Source organism: Actinomycetospora lutea, from assembly GCF_028737205.1.
Taxonomy (GTDB): Bacteria; Actinomycetota; Actinomycetes; order Mycobacteriales; family Pseudonocardiaceae; genus Actinomycetospora; species Actinomycetospora lutea.
In genome coordinates, this window is record NZ_JAQZAL010000035.1 from 1 (window position 1) to 14,923 (window position 14,923).

Below are 14,923 nucleotides of genomic sequence, written 5' to 3' on the forward strand. Positions count from 1 at the left end.
GCGGCCACCCACCGATCACCCGACTCGCCTGCTGACAACGTGCCGGGTCACGACAGCTAGCGTTCCGGCGTCACGCCGGCAGGACGATCCGGCCCAGTTCGGCCGGGGCGGCGAGGAGGTCGTGGCGCGGCAGGACGCGCACCGTGTAGCCGAGGACGCCGGCGTGGGGCAGGGCGACGACGACCTCGAAGCGGTGCGAGCCCTCGTGGCCCGGGCCGATCGGGGTCATCTCCTGCACGACGGGCTCCGAGAGCTCGTCGGCGTCGTCGGCGCGCCCGACCACCGCCTGCACCAGCACCTCCTCGGGCGCCAGGCCCCCGAGCACGACCTCGGCCCGCACGGTCATCGGCGCGCCGAGCACCGGGGTGTCCGCGCCGCCCGAGGCGTCGACCTCCGCGACGGCCACCGACGACCAGGCGGCGTCGAGGCGGGCGCGGTAGGTAGCGAGCTCCTTGGCGCCGGCGAAGCCGTTCTCGAGCACGCGCGCCGCCGACCGGGCCGCCGGGGCGTACCACTGCTCGACGTAGTCGGTCACCATGCGCGTGGCCTGCACCTTCGGCGACAGCGTCGCGAGCGTGTGCCGCACGAGCGAGGTCCAGCGGTCGGGCACGCCGTCGGCGCCGCGGTCGTAGAACAGGGGCGCGACCGTGGTGCCGAGCAGCTCGTAGAGCGCGTTCGCCTCGATGTCGTCGCGGCGCTCGGGGTCGTCGACGCCGTCGGCGGTCGGGATCGCCCAGCCGTTGCGGCCGTCGTAGAGCTCGTCCCACCAGCCGTCGCGCACCGACAGGTTGAGCCCGCCGTTGAGCGCCGACTTCATGCCCGACGTCCCGCAGGCCTCCAGCGGGCGCAGCGGGTTGTTCAGCCAGACGTCGCAGCCCCAGTAGAGGTAGCGCGCCATCGACATGTCGTAGTCGGGCAGGAACGCGATGCGGTGGCGGACCGCGGGGTCGTCGGCGAAGCGCACCATCTCCTGGATGAGGCCCTTGCCGGCCTCGTCGGCGGGGTGGGACTTGCCGGCGATCACCAGCTGCACCGGGCGCTCCGGGTCGAGCAGGATCGAGCGCAGCCGCTCCTGGTCGCGCAGCATCAGCGTCAGGCGCTTGTAGGTCGGCACGCGACGGGCGAAGCCGATGGTCAGCACGTCGGGGTCGAACACGCGCTCGGTCCAGGCGAGCTCCGGCGCCGAGGCGCCGCGCTGCAGCCACGACGCCCGCACCCGCCGGCGGACCTCCTCGACGAGCCGGCGGCGCAGGGTCCCGCGCATCTCCCAGAGCAGGGAGTCGGACACCCCGAACAGCTCCGGGCTCCCCGCGGCCTCGGCGCCGGCGGTGAGCCCGCCGATCTCGCGGGCGGTCCAGGTCGGACCGTGGACGCCGTTGGTCACCGAGCCGATCGGCACCTCCGGGGCGTCGAACCCGCCCCACAGGCTCTGGAACATCCCGCGCGAGACCTCGCCGTGCAGCTGCGAGACGCCGTTGGAGCGCTGGGCGAGCCGCAGGCCCATGTGGGCCATGTTGAACATGTCGGCCCCGTGCTCGCCCTCCCGCCCCTCACGGCCCAGCGCGAGCACCCGGGCGGGCTCGATGCCGGGCAGCATGTCGGCCGTGAAGTAGTGCTCGACGAGGCCCACCGGGAAGCGGTCGATGCCCGCGGGCACCGGGGTGTGGGTGGTGAACACGGTGCCGGCGCGCACGGTGGCGAGCGCCTGGTCGAAGTCGAGCCCGGCGTCGTCGACGAGCTCGCGGATGCGCTCGAGGCCCAGGAAGCCGGCGTGGCCCTCGTTGGTGTGGAACACCTCGGGCGCCGGGTGCCCGGTCGAGCGGCAGAACGCCCGGACCGCGCGCACCCCGCCGATCCCCACGAGGATCTCCTGGCGGATGCGGTGCTCGGCGTCGCCGCCGTAGAGGCGGTCGGTGACCTGGCGCAGGTCGGGGTCGTTGTCCTCGATGTCGGCGTCGAGCAGCAGCAGCGGCACCCGCCCGACCGAGGCCACCCACACCCGCGCCCGGAGCGTGCGGCCCCCGGGCATCGCGACGCCGACGAGCACCGGAGCGCCCGACGCATCGGGCCCATCCCCCGTCGCTCCGCTCGCCTCGGTGAGCAGGTGCAGCGGCAGGCCCTGCGGGTCCAGCGCCGGGTAGTGCTCCTGCTGCCAGCCGTCGAGCGAGAGCGACTGCCGGAAGTATCCGGATCGATACAGAAGGCCGACGGCGACCAGGGGGACCCCGAGATCGCTCGCGGCCTTGAGGTGGTCGCCGGCGAGGATGCCGAGCCCGCCCGAGTAGTTCGGCAGCACCTCGCTGACGCCGAACTCCATCGAGAAGTAGCCGATCGCCGCCGGGTTGCCGTCGGCGCGCGACTGGTACCAGCGCGGCTCGGCGAGGTAGCTGCGGAGATCCTCGGCGCGCTCCTGCACGCGGCCGACGAACGCGGCGTCCTCGGCGAGCTCGGCCAGCCGCTGCGGGCGCACCTCGCCGAGCAGCCGGACGGGGTCGCCCCCGGTGGAACGCCAGGCCGTCTCGTCGACCGTGGCGAACAGATCCTGGGTGGGCCCGTGCCACGTCCAGCGCAGGTTCGTGGCCAGCTCCTGCAGGGGCGCGAGAGCGGCCGGGAGCTGGGCGCGGACGGAGAAGCGACGCAGAGCCTTCACGTGCCGGGAGCCTACGGCTCGACCCCCGACGCGCCGTGCGGCGCCCACCTCCCCTGCATCGATCCCATGACTACGCTGCGTCGCGTGAGCGCGCTGGGGAGATGGTGGCGGTCCGGACGACGGTCGAAGGAGGCCGCGAGGGAGGCGGAAGGTCCCCTCGAGCAGCCGACGGAGCCGCCGCGCGACACGACCGGCGGGCAGCCCGCGGTCGGTTCCGACGGGGCCAGCGCGCCGCCGTTCGAGGAGAGCTACGGCGGGTACGACGGGCGCCGCGACCCCCACCGGCAGGTGCCCCCCGGCGAGGTCGTCACGGGACCGTCCTCCGGGTCGTGGCGCCGGCGGCGGCAGGGCTGGGGGTCGGCCGACGACGTCGAGGTCGGTCCCCCGCCGCCCCCGGACGCCCGCCCCCACGGACCGACGACCGGGCCCTTCCCCGTGCCCGGCCGCGCCACCGGCCCGGCGTCCGGTCCCTTCCCCGCCCCCGGTCCGTTCCCCGCCTCCGGTCCGTTCCCCGCGTCCGGGCCGGTCGCCCCCACCGGCCCGTACGCCTCGCCCGACCCGGCCCACCACCCGGCGTCCGGCCCCTTCCCCGCCGACACCCCCTCGCACGGGTTCCGCGCCGTCGGCTCCGACGCGCCCGACCTCGACGGGCGGCGCCGGCAGCCGGCACCGAGCCTGCCGCCGTGGCGCCGGCCCGCCACCCCGCCGTGGGGCATCGCCACCGGCCGCCCCTCGGCCTCCCCCTCGCCGACCTCCCGTCCTCCGTCCGCATCGACTCCGCCCGTTGCGGGTAGCGGACCGGACATGACTTCGTCGTCGGACCGCGGAACCGAGCAGACCTCCGGGCCCGCGGCCTCCCCGACCTCGCCGGACGAGGCGTCGGCGCCGTCGGCCTCACCGGTGCCGCCGGCGGCCGACGAGGCGTCGACGCCGCCGGCCCCGTCCTCCTCGGCGGCGTCATCCCCGGAGCCCTTCTCCCGGGCCGAGGACCTCGACGCCACCCCGGCCTCCGACCCGTCGTGGTTCACGCCGCGGACGCCGTACGCGCCGTTCGCCGAGGACGCGGCCGAGGACACGGCGGGTGCGGACGGCAGCACCTCTCCCGCCGACGAGCCGGCTGACGAGCCCGCCGACCGGGCGGACGACCGGGCGGACGACCCGGTCACCACCGCGATCCCACCCACCCGCGCTCCGAGTACCACGGGCGCTGCCGCCGGCGACACGCCGCCGGCGGACGCCGACCGTGCCGCCACCGACGGTGGCGCGACCGACCGTGGCGCGACCGACCGTGGCGCGACCGACCGTGGTGCGACCGACCGTGGCGACAGCTGGCGGGCCGCCGCCGCGGGCGCGGCCGGGCTCGGCCTCGCCGGCGCGGCGGCCGGCGCCGCCGGTGTGTTCGGCCGCTCGGGCGACGACGCCGGCACCTCGACCTCGGCTCACGACGCGTCGAGCAGCACCCCGACCAGCACCCCGACCAGCACCCCGACCAGCACCCCGCGCTCGAGCACCCCGTGGGCGCCGCCGCCCGCGCGCCCGTCGTCGTCCTCGACGCCGCCCACGCCCCCGGCGCCCTCGACCTCCGGCGCCGACGCCCCCGATCGGTCCACCCCGCGACCCGTGTCCTCGGGACACGGGTCGAGCGCGCCGACCGGCACCCCGGCCATCGACGACGATCCGCTCGGCATCGGCCCGCTGCCCGCCGACGAGGACACCCACGTCCACCGCAGCCTCGCCCCCGACGCCCCGCGCGACGAGATCCCCAGCACCACCGGCTCGTCCGATGACCTGACCACCGTCACCGCCGTCGGCGGCGCCGTGGCCGCCGCCGGTGCCGCCGGAGCCCTCGGCGCCGCCGCGAGCACCAGCGAGGACACCCGCGCCGGCGACGCCCCGGGCGACGTGACGGACCCCGACCCGACCGGTGCGGACGTCCCGGCCGAGGAGCCGGCGGGCGCGCCGTCGATCGACCCGGTCGCGGAGGCACCCGACACCACCGCGACGGCGCCGGCCACGGAGTCCGAGCCGCAGCCCGAGCCGCACCCCGAGCCGCAGCCCGAGCTAGCCGTCCCCGGCCCCCAGGCCACGACGCCCGGCATCCCCGCCGACGCCGTCGACCGTCACGCGCTCGCGCAGGGCCGGATCGGGATCGACGAGGTGACCCCGGAGGTCTCCGGCGGGCGGTTCCCGTCGAAGGCGGTGGTCGGCGAGGTCGTGCCCGTCGCCGCCACGGTCTGGCGCGAGGGCCACGACGCGGTGGCCGCGACGGTCGTGTGGCAGCGCTGCTCCGCGGCGAGCCACGGCCAGCACCCCGACGCGGAGATCCCCTGCGGGGACGAGGCGCCGCGCAGCACGCGGATGACGCCGACCGGCCCGCTGACCGACCGCTTCGCCGGCCAGGTCGTGCCCGACGCCGAGGGCCTGTGGAGCTTCCGGGTCGACGCCTGGAGCGACCCGTGGGCGACGTGGCGGCACGCCGTGGACGTCAAGACCCGCGCCGGTCAGGGCGCCGCGGAGCTCGCCAACGACCTCGAGTCGGGCGCGCGGCTGCTCGAGCGGGGCGCCGAGGGCATCCAGCAGCGCCTGCGCGACGCCCCGCGCCTCGCCGACGACGACCCGGTCGGCGAGCGCACGGGCGGGATCGCGATGCCGCCGGCGCTGGAGCTCGCGCACACGCTGACGCGGGCCGCGGAGATCCTGCGCGACACCGGCAAGGACCTCCCCGGGCGCCTCGGTCTCGCCCTGTCGGAGCCGGTGCACCGGACGATGACCGAGCACCCGGTCCGCGAGCTCGTCACCCAGGGCGAGACCCACCACGTCCAGGTCGAGCGCTCGCTCGCCCTGGCCGGCTCCTGGTACGAGTTCTTCCCGCGTTCGACCGGCGGGTGGGACGCCGACGGCCGCCCGGTACACGGCACCTTCGCCACCGCGACCCGCGAGCTCGACCGCGCCGCCGCGATGGGCTTCGACGTCGCGTACCTGCCGCCGATCCACCCCGTGGGCACGGTCAACCGCAAGGGGCCGAACAACACCCTGACCCCGGAGTTCGACGACGTCGGCTCCCCGTGGGCGATCGGGTCGGCCGCGGGCGGGCACGACGCGATCGACCCGAACCTCGGCACGATCGAGGACTTCGACGCCTTCGTCGCGCACGCGCACGACCTGGGCCTCGAGGTGGCCCTCGACCTCGCGCTGCAGTGCGCGCCGGACCACCCGTGGGCCACCGAGCACCCGGAGTGGTTCACGATCCAGCCCGACGGGACGATCGCGTACGCGGAGAACCCGCCGAAGAAGTACCAGGACATCTACCCGGTCAACTTCGACAACGACCCCGACGGCATCTACGCCGAGGTCCTGCGGATCGTCCTGTACTGGATGGAGCACGGGGTCCGCGTCTTCCGGGTCGACAACCCGCACACCAAGCCGCCGGACTTCTGGAACTGGCTCATCGCCGAGGTGCACCGCCGCGACCCGGGAGTGGTGTTCCTCGCCGAGGCGTTCACCCGCCCGGCCCGGCTCTTCGGGCTGGCGAAGGCCGGGTTCAGCCAGTCCTACACGTACTTCACGTGGCGCACCGGGCGCGACGAGCTGCGCGAGTTCTTCGAGATGCACCGCGACCGGCTCGACGAATGCCGGCCGAACTGCTTCGTCAACACCCCGGACATCCTCCACGAGTCGCTGCAGGTCGGCGGCCCGGGCATGTTCGCGCTGCGGGCGGCGCTGGCGGCCACCCTCTCGCCGAGCTGGGGCGTCTACTCGGGCTTCGAGCTCTTCGAGCACCAGCCGGTCCGGCCCGGCAGCGAGGAGTACCTGGACTCCGAGAAGTACCAGCTGCGTCCCCGCGACTTCGCCGGCGCGCTGGCCGAGGGCCGCAGCCTCGAGCCGTGGATCACGCGGCTCAACCAGCTGCGCCGCGACCACCCGGCCCTGCGCCAGCTGCGGACGCTGCGGTTCCACGAGACCGACAACGACGCGCTGCTCGCCTACTCGAAGACCGACCCGCAGACCGGCGACACCGTGCTCTGCGTCGTCACGCTCAACCCGTTCGGGGTCGAGGAGGGCAACGTCCACCTCGACATGCCGGCGCTGGGCCTGGAGTGGCACGACCGCTTCGGGGCGTTCGACGAGGTCAGCGGGCAGACCTTCGAGTGGGGCGAGACGAACTACGTGCGCATCGAGCCGTGGCGCGACGTCTGCCACATCATCTCGGTGCTGCGGCGGTAGGCGACCGATCGTGACCCTGTGCGCCTCCTGAGAGTCGGGCGCATCGGGCACGATCGGGGGCTCTCGGGCGTTGGACCGTCCGAGAGCCCTGGGAGGTCACCGTGAGAATCCTCGTCGCCCTGGCGGTCTACCTGGCCGTCGAGATCACCGTGCTGGTGCTGGTCGGCCAGGCGATCGGGTTCTGGGGCCTGCTCGGGGTGCTGGTGCTCTCGGCCGTCGTCGGCGCCTGGGCGATCCGCCGCGAGGGTCGCCGATCGATGTCGACGCTGGTCGACGCGGCGCGCACCGGCCGTCCCGCCGAGGCCGAGGTCGCCGACGGCATGTACGTCGCCCTCGCCGGTGTCCTGCTGGTCGTTCCCGGCCTGCTGTCCACGCTCGCCGCGCTCGTCCTGCTCGTCCCGCCGGTGCGCGGGGCCCTCGCGCGCCGCGCCGCCGACCGGGCCGTGCGCGCCGGCAGCGCGCGCGTCGGCCCGTCGGTCACCGTCGTCGGGGCGGGCGGGCCCGGCCCCTGGGGCGCGCGCCCGGAGCCGGCCGGACCCGGGCGCCTGGGCACCGGCTCGTTCCGCGGCACGGTCATCGAGGGCGAGGTCCTCGACGACGGCCGGGACCGTCGCGACGCCACCTGACCGATGCCCTCCCGGCGCACAGCGCTCCGCCCCCCGACCACTAGCGTGACGCCTGATGAACGAGGGAGTCAGCGCGAGCATCACCGCCGCGCCGCGCGATGAGGGCCACGTCCGCGACGTCACCGAGGACCACGGGGCCTCGGCCGTCGAGGAACCCAGCGCCGACGACTTCCGACATGCGCGCACGCTCCCGGTCGACGACGAGTGGTACAAGCGCGCCGTCTTCTACGAGGTGCTGGTCCGCGCGTTCGCCGACTCCAACCGCGACGGGTTCGGCGACCTCTCCGGGCTCACCGACAAGCTCGACTACCTCGCGTGGCTCGGCGTCGACTGCGTGTGGCTCCCGCCGTTCTACGACTCCCCGCTGCGCGACGGCGGCTACGACATCCGCGACTACCGCAAGGTGCTGCCCGAGTTCGGGACGGTCGCCGACTTCGTCGAACTCCTCGACCAGGCGCACGCCCGCGGGATCCGCGTGATCACCGACCTGGTCATGAACCACACCTCGGACCAGCACCACTGGTTCCAGGAGTCGCGCCGTGACCCCGAGGGGCCCTACGGCGACTTCTACGTCTGGTCCGACGACGACACCCGCTACTCCGACGCGCGGATCATCTTCGTCGACACCGAGTCGTCCAACTGGACCTACGACTCGGTGCGCGGGCAGTTCTACTGGCACCGCTTCTTCTCCCACCAGCCGGACCTCAACTTCGACAACCCGGCCGTGTGCGAGGCGATGATCGACGCGCTGCGGTTCTGGCTCGACCTCGGGATCGACGGTTTCCGCCTGGACGCGGTGCCCTACCTCTACGAGCGCGACGGCACGAACGGCGAGAACCTCCCCGAGACCCACGCGTTCCTCAAGCGCTGCCGCAAGGTCGTCGACGACGAGTACCCAGGCCGCGTGCTGCTCGCCGAGGCCAACCAGTGGCCCGCCGACGTCGTCGAGTACTTCGGCGACGCCGAGGTCGGCGGCGACGAGTGCCACATGGCGTTCCACTTCCCGTTGATGCCGCGCATCTTCATGGCGGTGCGGCGCGAGTCGCGGTTCCCGATCTCGGAGATCCTCGCGCAGACGCCGGAGATCCCGCACAACGCGCAGTGGGGCATCTTCCTGCGCAACCACGACGAGCTGACGCTCGAGATGGTCACCGACGACGAGCGCGACTACATGTACGCGGAGTACGCCAAGGACCCGCGCATGAAGGCCAACATCGGCATCCGCCGGCGGCTGGCCCCGCTGCTCGAGAACGACCGCAACCAGCTCGAGCTGTTCACCGCCCTGCTGCTCTCGCTGCCCGGCAGCCCCGTCCTCTACTACGGCGACGAGATCGGGATGGGCGACAACATCTGGCTGGGCGACCGCGACGGCGTGCGCAGCCCGATGCAGTGGACGCCCGACCGCAACGCCGGCTTCTCCACCTGCGATCCGGGCCGGCTCAACCTGCCGATCATCATGGACCCGGTCTACGGCTACCAGGCGGTGAACGTCGAGGCGCAGTCGAACTCGACGGCGAGCCTGCTGCACTGGAACCGCCGGATGATCGACATCCGCAAGCAGCACCCCGCCTTCGGGCTCGGGAACTTCCACGAGCTCGGCGGGTCGAACCCCAGCGTGCTCGCCTACGTGCGCGAGCACGTGGACGCCGGCGGCCACCGCGACCTCGTGCTCTGCGTGAACAACATGTCGCGCTTCCCCCAGCCGGTGGAGCTCGACCTCATCGCGTGGAGGGACTGCGTGCCCACGGAGCTCACGGGGGGTGTGCCGTTCCCGGCGATCGGGGAACTGCCGTACCTGTTGACCCTGCCAGGACACGGCTTCTACTGGTTCGCCATCCACGAGGCCGAGGAGCGCTGATGCCCGCCACGAGCTCGCCCGATGACCCCCTCGCCGGTCTGCACGACGCCCTGCTCGCCTGGCTGCCGTCGCAGCGGTGGTTCCCGGCCAAAGGACGCGAGATCGCGGGCCTGCGGACGGTGGGCCACGCCGTGGTCTCCGCCCCCGGCGAGTCGCCGACGGTCGAGCACGCGGTGATCGGCGTGTCGTTCGCCGACGCCTCGGGCGGCAGTGCCGAGGAGCGCTACCAGCTCGTGCTGGGCGTCCAGGCGAGCCCGCCCGCGGACGTCGAGTACGCCGTGATCGGGCGCCGGGACGGGGACGTCGTCTACGACGGCCTCGCCGACGGGCGGATCAGCCGCCTGTTCCTGTCGCTGATCACCGAGAACGCGACGCGCGGACCGCTGCGGTTCGTCGCCGAGCCCGACACCGAGGCGCCGATCGTGGGGCCCGGGCGGCCGCTGATCGGCGAGCAGTCCAACAGCTCGGTGATCTACGGCGAGCGCGCCATCATGAAGCTCTTCCGGCGCGCGACCGCCGGGCTCAACCCCGACCTCGAGCTGCACCGGGCGCTGCGCCGCCAGGGCAGCCGCGAGGTGGCCCCGCTGCTCGGCGCGATCGAGGGCGAGCTGGACGGCGAGCCCATGACGGTCGCCATGCTGCAGGGCTACGCGTCGAACTCCGCCGACGGCTGGTCGATGGCCGCCGCCAGCGTGCGCGACCTGCTGGCCGAGGCCGACCTGCGCGCCGACGAGGTCGGCGGCGACTTCGCGGGCGAGGCCCACCGCATCGGCAAGACCGTCGCGGCCGTGCACCTCGAGCTGGCCGCCGCGCTGGGCACCCAGCCCCTCGACGCCCGCGGGGCGTCGGAGATCGAGGCGTGGATGCTCGAGCGCCTCGACCGCGCCGCGGCCGCCGTGCCCGGTGTCGCCGAGCAGCGCGACGCCATCGCGGACGTCCTGCGCGGGGTGACCGCCGCCGAGCCGTCGACCCTGCAGCGCATCCACGGCGACCTGCACCTGGGCCAGGAGCTGCGCACGCCCACCGGCTGGCTCGTCATCGACTTCGAGGGCGAGCCGTCGAAGCCCCTCGCCGACCGGGTCCGCCCCGACTCCCCGATGCGCGACGTCGCCGCGATGCTGCGCTCCTTCGACTACGCGGCGTTCCACCAGCTCTCCGAGTGGGAACAGTCCGCGGACGACCCCGATCCGCAGCTCGAGCGCCGGGCACAGGAGTGGGCCGACCGCAACCGGTCGGCGTTCTGCGACGGCTACGCGGAGGTCTCCGGGACCGACCCCCGGGACGTCCCCGAGCTGCTGCGGGCCTACGAGCTGGACAAGGCGGTGTACGAGGTGCTGTACGAGACCCGTAACCGGCCGGGATGGGTGTCCATCCCGTTGCGGTCGATGCGTCGGCTGCTCACGCCCGCCGGGCGGGGCGAGCGATGACCCGCGCCCGCCCGCTGACCCCCACCCCCTCCGACCTCGACGTCCACCTGCTCATGGAGGGCTCGCACCGCGACCCGCACGGGGTGCTCGGCCCGCACCGCGACCCCGAGTCGCCCGGCACGGTGATCGTGCGCGCGCTGCGCCCCGGCGCGGACGCCGTCGACGTCGTCGTCGACGAGGGCCCGACCGCCGGGCGCTACCCGCTCGCCGAGGTCCACGCGGCCGGTGTCTTCGCCGCCGGCGTGCCCGGCCCGCTGCCCCGCTACCGGCTCGCGACGCGGCGCACCGACGAGGCCACCGGCGAGACCGTCGAGACGATCGCCGACGACCCGTACCGCTTCTCGCCGGTGCTGGGCCCGGTCGACCTGCACCTCATCGGCGAGGGCCGCCACGAGCGGCTGTGGGACGCCCTCGGCGCCCACTTCCGCCGCTGGCCGACGCCGGCCGGGCCGGTCGAGGGCACCTCGTTCGCGGTGTGGGCGCCCCACGCCCGCGGCGTGCGGGTGTGCGGCGACTGGGACGGTTGGGACGGCACGACGACGCCGATGCGCGCGCTCGGCTCCGGGGTCTGGGAGCTGTTCGTCCCGGGCATCGGCGACGGCGCCCGCTACGGGTTCCGCATCCTGTCCCCCGACGGGCACTGGCTCGACAAGGCCGACCCGATGGCCTTCGCCGCCGACCTGCCGCCGACGCCGGCCTCGGTCGTGACCACCTCGACCCACGAGTGGACCGACCAGGACTGGATGACCCAGCGGGCCGCGTCGACCCCGCACAGCGAGCCGATGAGCGTCTACGAGCTGCACCTGGGCTCCTGGCGCCAGGGGCTGGGCTACCGCGAGCTGGCCGACCAGCTCGCCGACTACCTCACCGACACCGGCTTCACCCACGTCGAGCTGCTGCCGGTGGCCGAGCACCCGTTCGGCGGCTCGTGGGGCTACCAGGTCAGCTCGTACTACGCGCCGACCTCGCGCTTCGGCTCCCCCGACGACTTCCGCTACTTCGTCGACCGCCTGCACCGCGCGGGCATCGGCGTCATCGTCGACTGGGTGCCCGCGCACTTCCCCAAGGACGAGTGGGCGCTGGCCCGGTTCGACGGCACGCCCTGCTACGAGCACGGCGACCCGCGCCGCGGCGAGCAGCTCGACTGGGGCACGCTCGTGTTCGACTTCGGGCGCTCGCAGGTGCGCAACTTCCTCGTCGCCAACGCGCTGTACTGGCTCGACGAGTTCCACATCGACGGCCTGCGCGTCGACGCCGTGGCCTCGATGCTCTACCTCGACTACTCGCGGCCCGACGGCGGCTGGACCCCCAACCGCTACGGCGGCCGCGAGAACCTCGAGGCGGTGTCGTTCCTCCAGGAGGTCAACGCCACCGTCTACAAGAGCCACCCGAGCGTCGTCACGATCGCCGAGGAGTCGACGGCGTGGCCCGGCGTCACCCGGCCCACCCACCTGGGCGGCCTCGGTTTCGGCTTCAAGTGGAACATGGGCTGGATGCACGACACGCTCGACTACATCGGGCGCGACCCCGTGCACCGCAGCTTCCACCACAACCAGATGACGTTCTCGATGACGTACGCGTACAGCGAGAACTACGTGCTGCCGCTGTCGCACGACGAGGTCGTGCACGGCAAGGGCTCGCTGTGGACGCGCCAGCCCGGTGACGACGACCGCAAGGCCGCGGGCGTGCGGGCGCTGTTCGGCTACATGTGGGCGCACCCGGGCAAGCAGCTGGTCTTCATGGGCGGCGAGTTCGGCCAGGTGCGCGAGTGGTCCGAGGAGCGCTCGCTGGACTGGGAGCTGCTCGACGACCCGCGCCACGGCGGGCTGCGCCGGCTGGTCGGCGACCTCAACGCCGCCTACCGGTCGCTGCGCCCGATGTACGAGCTCGACACCGACCCGGCCGGCTTCTCGTGGATCGACGCCAACGACGCGTCGGGCAACGTGCTGTCGTTCGTGCGCCACGACCGCGACGGCAACGCGGTGGCGTGCGTCGTCAACTTCTCCGGGTCCGACCACCCGAACTACCGGGTCGGGCTGCCGCGGACGGGACGGTGGCGCGAGGTCATCAACACCGACGCCGAGATCTACGGCGGGCGCGGGGTCGGCAACTACGGGGCGGTGATCGCGTCGTCGACGAGCTGGCACGGGCGCCCCGCCTCGGCCGAGGTGACGCTGCCGGCGAACGGCGTCCTCTGGCTCGCGCCGGGGTGACGGGCCGAGTTGCCCCGAACCCCACTCACGGCACACGCGCCCCGGGCATGATGGCCCGCGTGCGGGGGTCGCTGCGGGCGCTGGTCGTGACGTGCGCGGTGCTGGCCGTGCTGGCCGGCTCGGCGTGCGCGTTCCCCGTCGACGGCCGCGCGGTCGCGGGTCCGGAGGTCAGCGCGGGCGTCGACCCGTCCTTCATCGGCGGCACGAACGGCGGCGAGGAGGACCGCCTCGCCGCGGCGACCCTGCGCGACCTCGAGGGCTACTGGGGCCGGGAGCTCCCGGCGCTCTCCGGCGGCGAACCGTTCCGCCCGCTCGCGGGCTACTTCTCGGTCGACCCGAGCGGCCGGGCCGGGGCACCGGCCGTGCCGTGCCTGCAGAACCCGCAGGAGATCCAGGGCACGGCGTTCTACTGCCCGCGCTCGGACATCATCGCCTGGGACCGCGGCGAGCTCCTGCCGCAGCTGCGCCGCGACTTCGGTGACTCGGCGGTCGTCGTCGTGCTCTCCCACGAGTTCGGGCACGCCGTGCAGGGCCGCCTCGACCGCACGGGCGCGCTCGCGGGCGCCCCGACGATCCTGCTCGAGGCCCAGGCCGACTGCTACGCCGGCGTGTTCCTGCGCCAGGTGCGCGACGGTGGGCTGCCCGACCTGCGCACCGGCGCGGCGGGCATCGACGGGGCGATGGGCGCGCTGATCGGGTTCCGCGACCCCGTGGGCACCTCGCCGCGCAATGCCCAGGCGCACGGCAACGCGTTCGACCGGGTGTCGTCGTTCCAGGACGGCTTCGACGGCGACCCGGCGGTGTGTGCGGCGATCGGGCGCGACCGGGTGTTCACCCAGCAGTCGTTCCGGTCGCCGGACGACGAGAGCTCCGGGGGCAACCTCGGGCTCCAGCCGCTGATCGAGGCGATGGTGCCCGACCTCGACCGCTGGTTCGGCGGCCAGGTCCGCGCCCGCGGCGGGCAGTGGACCACCCCGGCCACCGAGCGCGACCAGGCGGAGTGCCCGGACGCCGACGGGCCGGTCCAGGGCCCGGTGGCGTGGTGCGACACGCCGTCCGCGGTGCACATCGACACCGCGGGCACCCTGCCCGCCGACCACGCCCGCATCGGCGACTACGCCACCGGCACCCTGCTGGCCTCGCGCTTCGGCACGGCGGCGCTCGCCGCGCTGGGCCGCCCGACCACGGGCGCCGAGGGCGGGCGCGCCGCGCTCTGCCTCGCCGGGGCCTACAGCGCCGCGGTGGGCACCGGCGAGAGCGGCTTCGCCCTGTCCCCCGGCGACCTCGACGAGTCGGTCACCCTGCTCCTGCGCGAGGACACCGCCTCGCGCGGCACCGACGGCGTCGCCGCCGCGGGCACGGGCTACGAACGCATCCGCGTGTTCCGCGCCGGCGTCACCGGCGGCCCGGACGCCTGCCTGCGCGGGGTCTGAGCGCCCTCCCCGACCCGCGAAGATGAGGCGAACGCCCCATGCCCGCGGCGCCGACCCGTTCCTAGCCTTCCGGGACGGACCCGATCGGGCCCGTGGACGCGAGGAGGCGGCCATGGCGAAGGTCTCGAAGGACAGCGCGACGACGGTGCAGGACATCGGCATCGGTGAGGTGCACGAGGAGGTCGTCGACGGGTACGAGGTCAGCTTCCTGGACCTGCGCGAGGCCGCCGACATGGCGCCGCTGCTCGCCGGGCTGCCCGACGACCGCTGCCCCTGTCCGCACTGGGGCTACGTGACCGCGGGCGAGCTGACCTTCACGTACGCCGACCGAGTCGAGGTCTGCCGCGCCGGCGACGCCTTCCACGCCCCGCCCGGCCACACGCCCCGGGCCACGGCGGGCACGTCGTGGATCATGTTCAGCCCCGCCGACGAGGTGGCGCGGGTCAACGAGACGATCCAGCGCAACATGGCGGCCCTGCAGGAGGCGTGAGC

Annotated in this window: 8 protein-coding genes; 7 read left to right on the forward strand and 1 reads right to left on the reverse strand. The window is 74.4% G+C overall.

Features of this window, described 5'->3' with window-relative positions:
• Window positions 1–70 precede the first annotated feature (70 nt).
• Entirely contained in the window at window positions 71–2,650 is a 2,580-nt protein-coding gene (glgP, locus tag PHK61_RS27280; RefSeq protein WP_274284175.1) for an alpha-glucan family phosphorylase, read from the reverse strand.
• 2,097 nt (window positions 2,651–4,747) lie between these two features.
• Here glgP and PHK61_RS27285 point away from each other — a divergent pair.
• The 7 genes from PHK61_RS27285 (at window position 4,748) to PHK61_RS27315 (ending at window position 14,921) form a co-directional block, all read left to right on the forward strand.
• The gene (locus tag PHK61_RS27285; protein ID WP_274284220.1) at window positions 4,748–6,874 is read left to right on the forward strand and encodes a maltotransferase domain-containing protein; all 2,127 of its coding nucleotides are present in this window, start codon (window positions 4,748–4,750) and stop codon (window positions 6,872–6,874) included.
• Between the two features lie 101 nt (window positions 6,875–6,975).
• On the forward strand, window positions 6,976–7,500 hold the full coding sequence (locus PHK61_RS27290; protein ID WP_274284176.1) for an FxsA family protein: 525 nt from the start codon (window positions 6,976–6,978) through the stop codon (window positions 7,498–7,500).
• Between the two features lie 55 nt (window positions 7,501–7,555).
• Window positions 7,556–9,358 (forward strand): maltose alpha-D-glucosyltransferase, encoded by a 1,803-nt coding sequence (treS, locus tag PHK61_RS27295; RefSeq protein WP_274284177.1) that lies wholly within the window; start codon window positions 7,556–7,558, stop codon window positions 9,356–9,358.
• Window positions 9,358–10,785: a maltokinase N-terminal cap-like domain-containing protein gene (locus tag PHK61_RS27300; protein WP_274284178.1), complete on the forward strand. Its 1,428-nt coding sequence runs from the start codon at window positions 9,358–9,360 to the stop codon at window positions 10,783–10,785. Before treS ends, PHK61_RS27300 begins: the two co-directional genes overlap by 1 nt.
• Window positions 10,782–12,998 carry a 1,4-alpha-glucan branching protein GlgB gene (glgB, locus tag PHK61_RS27305; protein ID WP_274284179.1) on the forward strand — a complete coding sequence of 739 codons (2,217 nt, stop codon included), beginning with the start codon at window positions 10,782–10,784 and terminating at the stop codon, window positions 12,996–12,998. Before PHK61_RS27300 ends, glgB begins: the two co-directional genes overlap by 4 nt.
• A 50-nt stretch (window positions 12,999–13,048) precedes the next feature.
• Window positions 13,049–14,431 (forward strand): neutral zinc metallopeptidase, encoded by a 1,383-nt coding sequence (locus PHK61_RS27310; protein ID WP_420791445.1) that lies wholly within the window; start codon window positions 13,049–13,051, stop codon window positions 14,429–14,431.
• 112 nt (window positions 14,432–14,543) lie between these two features.
• The gene (locus tag PHK61_RS27315; protein WP_274284181.1) at window positions 14,544–14,921 is read left to right on the forward strand and encodes a cupin domain-containing protein; all 378 of its coding nucleotides are present in this window, start codon (window positions 14,544–14,546) and stop codon (window positions 14,919–14,921) included.
• The last annotated feature ends 2 nt before the right edge of the window (window positions 14,922–14,923 follow it).

Excerpts from the sequence above, each read along its gene's own strand:
- PHK61_RS27315 (WP_274284181.1), top strand. The coding sequence starts at position 14,544 with ATGGCGAAGGTCTCGAAGGACAGCGCGACGACGGTGCAGGACATCGGC.
- glgB (WP_274284179.1), top strand. The coding sequence starts at position 10,782 with ATGACCCGCGCCCGCCCGCTGACCCCCACCCCCTCCGACCTCGACGTC.
- treS (WP_274284177.1), top strand. The coding sequence starts at position 7,556 with ATGAACGAGGGAGTCAGCGCGAGCATCACCGCCGCGCCGCGCGATGAG.
- PHK61_RS27310 (WP_420791445.1), top strand. The coding sequence starts at position 13,049 with ATGGCCCGCGTGCGGGGGTCGCTGCGGGCGCTGGTCGTGACGTGCGCG.
- PHK61_RS27300 (WP_274284178.1), top strand. The coding sequence starts at position 9,358 with ATGCCCGCCACGAGCTCGCCCGATGACCCCCTCGCCGGTCTGCACGAC.